This window comes from Tenacibaculum dicentrarchi, assembly GCF_964036635.1.
In the GTDB taxonomy this organism is placed as follows: Bacteria; Bacteroidota; Bacteroidia; order Flavobacteriales; family Flavobacteriaceae; genus Polaribacter; species Polaribacter dicentrarchi.
This window is the reverse complement of sequence record NZ_OZ038524.1, coordinates 1,464,102-1,469,337: the sequence shown is the minus strand read 5'-3', so window position 1 is coordinate 1,469,337 and position 5,236 is coordinate 1,464,102. Positions and strand designations below refer to the sequence as shown.

Genomic DNA, 5,236 nt, shown 5'->3' with positions numbered 1-5,236 from the left:
AAAATGAGAAAAATATTCATAACAATAAGTATTCTAATTTGTAGCGTAAAATTAGTGGCTCAGGAAATTAACTTACCACAATATGTAAGCCATATGGCAGATAATCCTTTTTTGATATCGCCAAGTTATGCTGGTATTGGCTCGGAATTTAAGGTTCGATTAAATGGTGTAAGTCAGTGGATTGGGGTTAAAGAATCTCCTGATACACAATCGTTAATTATAGATGCTCGTTTGGCAGAGCGTTTTGGAGGTGGGCTAACTGTTTTTAATGATAAAAATGGGTTTACAAGTCAAAAAGGAATTAAATTATCATTGGCAAGTCACTTAACGCTAAGTCAATTTCACGATAGTTTTTTATCCTTCGGATTGACCTATAATTTTGTACAGTTTGGGATTGATACTTCTCAAAATAATTCAGGACAAATAGTATCTAATAAATCGGAAACAAATTCTAATTTTGATGTAGGACTGTTGTACCGTTACGAACGTTTTAGTATTAGTGTAAACGCAAATAATATTTTAGATAAAAAAATAGAGAATTTATTAACAAGTGAGCCAGAAGATTTAGGGCGTTACACTGTTTATACTTCTTATGTTTTAGCTAGAATTAGCAATAAAATAGAAATAGAGCCGTCTATATTTGTAGAATATTATGAATCTGACAAAAGATCAAGAACAGATTTGAATGTAAAAGTGAGAAAAGGTATTTATGATGGTTATGTTTGGGCAGGTTTAAGTTATACCTCATTAAATGATCAACTATTTAAACCACATGCTCTTGCACCTTTAGTAGGGTTAAAAAAGAATAATTTATATATGTCGTACGGTTTTAGTATCGATTTAAATAAAACACAGAATTTTAATTATGGAAGTCATATGATAACACTTGGTTTTGATTACGATAGACGTCCAAGTTTAGCAAGATGTACCCAAAAAATGATTATTTTTTAAAAAAATAAAATAATAATTGAACATCCTCAAGCTAAAACTTGAGGATTTTCTTTTTCTTTGCAATAATGGAAAATCAAAAAAAAAACAATAAAGTTTCAGTAAATCTTAATAAATTTATAAGTAGTACAGGGATTTGTTCTCGTAGAGATGCTGAAAAATTTATTAACGCAGGTAGAGTTACAATCAATAAAAATGTAGCACAATTAGGTAATAGAGTTTCTAAAGGAGATGATGTTCGGGTTGATGGTCGACGTTTAATAGTTAAAGAAACAACACTTTATATCGCTTTAAATAAACCCGTAGGCATTGTTTGTACTACCGATAGTCGAGAAAAAGATAATATAGTAAAGTTTGTAGGGCATCCTGACAGGTTATTTCCAATTGGTCGTTTAGACAAACCATCGGAAGGGTTAATTTTTTTAACCAACGATGGCGATATCGTTAATAAAATACTAAGAGCAGGAAACAATCATGAAAAGGAATATATTGTGACTGTTGATAAAAAAATTACAGATGAATTTATTGCTAAAATGAGTAACGGAATACCGATGTTAGGAACGGTAACTCAAAAATGTAAGGTTGAAAAAATAACAGATTTTATATTTCAAATTACCTTAACCCAAGGATTAAATCGTCAAATCCGTAGAATGTGTGAATATTTAGAGTACGAGGTAACTAAATTAAAGCGTAATCGTATTATGAATGTTTCTTTAGGAAATTTAAAATCTGGAGATTGGCGTGAGTTAACCGAAAAGGAAATGAACGAAATTAATCAAATGATTTCTAGTTCATCAAAAACTGAAGAAGCTTCTGATTTTAAGAGGAATAAGTTGAAACAAAGCAAGCGGGCAAGGGAAGAAAATCAAGTAGGTCAAGCAAATAAATCAGGTCAAAAAGGACAGGTAAAACAAGCGAAAAAAGCAAAACAAACAGATAATAAAGAGCAAGTTAATAAAAAAAGTGCTGCTTTTAGAAAAAAATCGCCAAAAACCATACGAACTGCAAAAGCACATGCAAGGGCTAAATCAGCAGCAAGAAGACGTAAATAAAGCCTGTTTTATAAATAAAAAATAATAGCTAAAAAAAACCTAAAAAGACCTTACACGTTTATTTTTTAGTAAATAAACGTATATTTGCCGCCTATGCAATTCGACTTAAAAATAACAGACCCAAAAAGTAAAGCCCGCGCAGGAGTTATTACTACCGATCACGGAACAATTGAAACACCAATTTTTATGCCAGTAGGAACTGTTGGTACAGTAAAAGGTGTACATCAATCTGAATTAAAAGATGAAATAAACCCCGATATAATTTTAGGGAATACGTACCATTTATATTTACGCCCAAAATTAAAAACTTTAGAAGCCGCAGGTGGTTTGCATAAGTTTATGAATTGGGATCGAAATATTCTAACTGATAGTGGTGGATATCAAGTATATTCATTATCTGGAAGAAGAAAAATAAATGAAGAAGGTGTAAAGTTCAAAAGCCATATTGATGGTTCAATGCACTTTTTTACACCTGAAAATGTTATGGAAACTCAGCGTACTATTGGTGCTGATATAATCATGGCTTTTGATGAATGTACACCATATCCTTGCGATTATAACTACGCAAAACGTTCAATGCACATGACACACCGTTGGTTAACACGTTGTGTAAATCATCTAGAAAAACTACCTTTTAAATACGGGTATAAACAAGCATTTTTCCCGATTGTTCAAGGAAGTACCTATAAAGATTTAAGAAAACAATCTGCAGAATATATCGCATCCGTAGGAGCAGAAGGAAATGCCATTGGAGGATTATCAGTAGGCGAACCAGCCGAAGAGTTATACGCAATGACCGAAGTTGTAACTGCTATTTTACCTGAAGATAAGCCTCGTTATTTAATGGGAGTTGGTACGCCAATTAATATTTTAGAAAATATCGCACTAGGTATTGATATGTTTGACTGTGTGATGCCAACACGTAACGCTCGTAATGGAATGTTATTTACTGCACATGGGTCTATCAATATTAAAAATAAAAAATGGGAAAATGATTTTTCTCCTATTGATGATATGGGAATTACCTATGTAGATACTATGTATTCTAAAGCGTATTTACGTCACTTATTTGCGGCAAAAGAAATGCTAGGAAAGCAAATTGCGTCTATTCATAATTTAGGGTTTTATCTATGGTTAACAAGAGAAGCTAGAAAGCATATTATTGCTGGTGATTTTGTACAATGGAAAGATAAAATGATCAAACAAATGGATAACCGTTTATAAAATATTTTTTTTTGAAGATACTTGATTGGTACATATTAAAGCGTTTTTTGGCAACATTTCTATTCACCTTATTAATATTAATACCTATTGCGGTAGCTATTGATATTGCCGAGAAAATAGACAAGTTTTTACGAGAAGAAACCTTAACATTTTTTGAGGTTGTAAATGAATATTATGTAAATTTTATTATTTACTATGCCAATACATTTATGCCCTTGGCATTATTTATTGCGGTAATATTATTTACCTCAAAACTAGCAAACAACACCGAAATTGTCGCTATAAATGGATCACAAGTATCTTTTACCCGATTTTTATATCCTTATTTTATAGGAGCAACAATTGTGTGTTCGGTGGCTTTATTGATGAATCATTTTTTTGTGCCATCGAGTAGTAAAACTAGAAAGAAGTTTGAAAGAACCTATTTAAAAAAACGAAAATATTCCGATCATACTATTAGAGAGTTTAGCTTACAGTTAAACGATAGTACGTATATTTATCTTCAAAGTTTTGATTTAAAAAGAAATACAGGTTATAACTTTACCACTGAAATTTACGATGGTATTAAATTAAAACAGCAACTGTCGGCTGATAATATTAATTGGAGTGAAAAAGACAGTACTTTTAAACTTTATAACTGGAAGTTAAGAAAAATATTTAAAGATCGTGATAGTATTTTTTCAGGAAACAATGTAGATACCACCTTTACTTTTACACCTAAAGACTTTAACTATAAAAATGTAATGGCTCAAGAAATGCGAACGCCAGAACTAATAGAATTTATAGAAATGTCTAAAAATAGAGGTATTAAAAACTTAAATATGTATTTGGTTGAACTGTATAAACGTACCAGTTTACCAATAGCCTGTTATATTTTAACCTTAATTGCGGTAGGCTTGGCATACAAGAAAACTCGAGGAGGAATAGGGGCTAATTTAGCATTAGGTATTTCGTTAATGTTTCTTTATGTATTCTTTTTAAAGGTCGCAGAGGTACTAGGAGCAGTGGCAGGAGCAAACGCCTTACTAAATGTGTGGGTACCAAATATGGTTTTTGGTGCGTATTCACTTTATTTATATTTGAATGGAAGAAAATAAGTTAAAAAACTATCTTCATTTACACTTCATTGTATTTATTTGGGGTTTTACCGCCATACTTGGTGCGTTAATTTCAATAGATTCAATACCCTTAGTTTGGTATCGAATGTGTTTGGCGGTGGTTTTTATAGCTATTTATTTTTTTTTTCAGAACATATCCTTTAAAGTTGATAAAAAAGGACTTTTAAAATTTGCTATTTCAGGCGTAATTATTGCCGTTCATTGGGTTACTTTTTTTGAAGCTATAAAGGTTTCAAATGTATCAGTAGCCTTAGTAACTATGAGTACAGGCGCTTTTTTTGCAGCACTGATTGAACCCTTATTTTTTAAAAGAAAAATAGCAATTCTTGAAATTGTATTAGGCTTATTAATTATAGGTGGTTTATACCTAATTTTTAATTTTGAAAGTCAATATACCTTAGGAATTATATACGCCTTGATATCTGCTTTCTTATCGGCATTATTTGCGGTTTTAAATGGCATTTTTATCAAAAAATATGAAGCAAATATTATTTCATTTTATCAATTATTATTTGGAGCTTTAGCCATCACTTTATATTTGATTTTTACCCAGGAATTTACTATTGATTTTTTTCAGATACCAACAAACGACTGGCTGTATTTAATACTTTTAAGTAGTGTTTGCACGGCGTATGCCTTTATTGCATCGGTAAAAGTGATGAAATATATAACGCCTTATACGGTGATGTTAACCATAAATTTAGAACCTGTTTACGCTATTATTTTAGCCTTAATAATATTTGGTGAAAAAGAACAAATGAGTGCTGCTTTTTATTACGGAGCAGTGGTTATTTTACTAATTGTTTTAGCCAACGGAATTTTAAAAAACAGGAGTGAAGTAAAAAAGAAACTCACTAAAAAATAATCTTTTTAAAAAAAGTAAAAAGCTAAAAA

At 31.0% G+C, this 5,236-nt stretch carries 5 protein-coding genes; all 5 read left to right on the top strand.

Annotation, left to right across the window (positions count from 1 at the left end; all coding sequences use genetic code 11):
- Positions 1-3 precede the first annotated feature (3 nt).
- The 5 genes from ABNT14_RS06460 to ABNT14_RS06440 all read left to right on the top strand — a co-directional run bounded on the left by ABNT14_RS06460 (position 4) and on the right by ABNT14_RS06440 (position 5,207).
- Positions 4-951 carry a PorP/SprF family type IX secretion system membrane protein gene (locus ABNT14_RS06460; protein WP_101901527.1) on the top strand — a complete coding sequence of 316 codons (948 nt, stop codon included), beginning with the start codon at positions 4-6 and terminating at the stop codon, positions 949-951.
- A gap of 65 nt (positions 952-1,016) precedes the next feature.
- A complete protein-coding gene (rluF, locus tag ABNT14_RS06455) occupies positions 1,017-2,000 on the top strand; it encodes a 23S rRNA pseudouridine(2604) synthase RluF (RefSeq protein ID WP_101901529.1) in 984 nt (327 codons plus the stop codon).
- A gap of 93 nt (positions 2,001-2,093) precedes the next feature.
- Complete coding sequence (tgt, locus tag ABNT14_RS06450) at positions 2,094-3,224, top strand: tRNA guanosine(34) transglycosylase Tgt (RefSeq protein WP_101901531.1); 1,131 nt, start codon at positions 2,094-2,096, stop codon at positions 3,222-3,224.
- Positions 3,225-3,235: 11 nt separating this feature from the next.
- Positions 3,236-4,321 (top strand): LptF/LptG family permease, encoded by a 1,086-nt coding sequence (locus ABNT14_RS06445; protein WP_101901533.1) that lies wholly within the window; start codon positions 3,236-3,238, stop codon positions 4,319-4,321.
- Positions 4,308-5,207 (top strand): DMT family transporter, encoded by a 900-nt coding sequence (locus ABNT14_RS06440; protein WP_101901535.1) that lies wholly within the window; start codon positions 4,308-4,310, stop codon positions 5,205-5,207. Before ABNT14_RS06445 ends, ABNT14_RS06440 begins: the two co-directional genes overlap by 14 nt.
- Positions 5,208-5,236 lie beyond the last annotated feature (29 nt).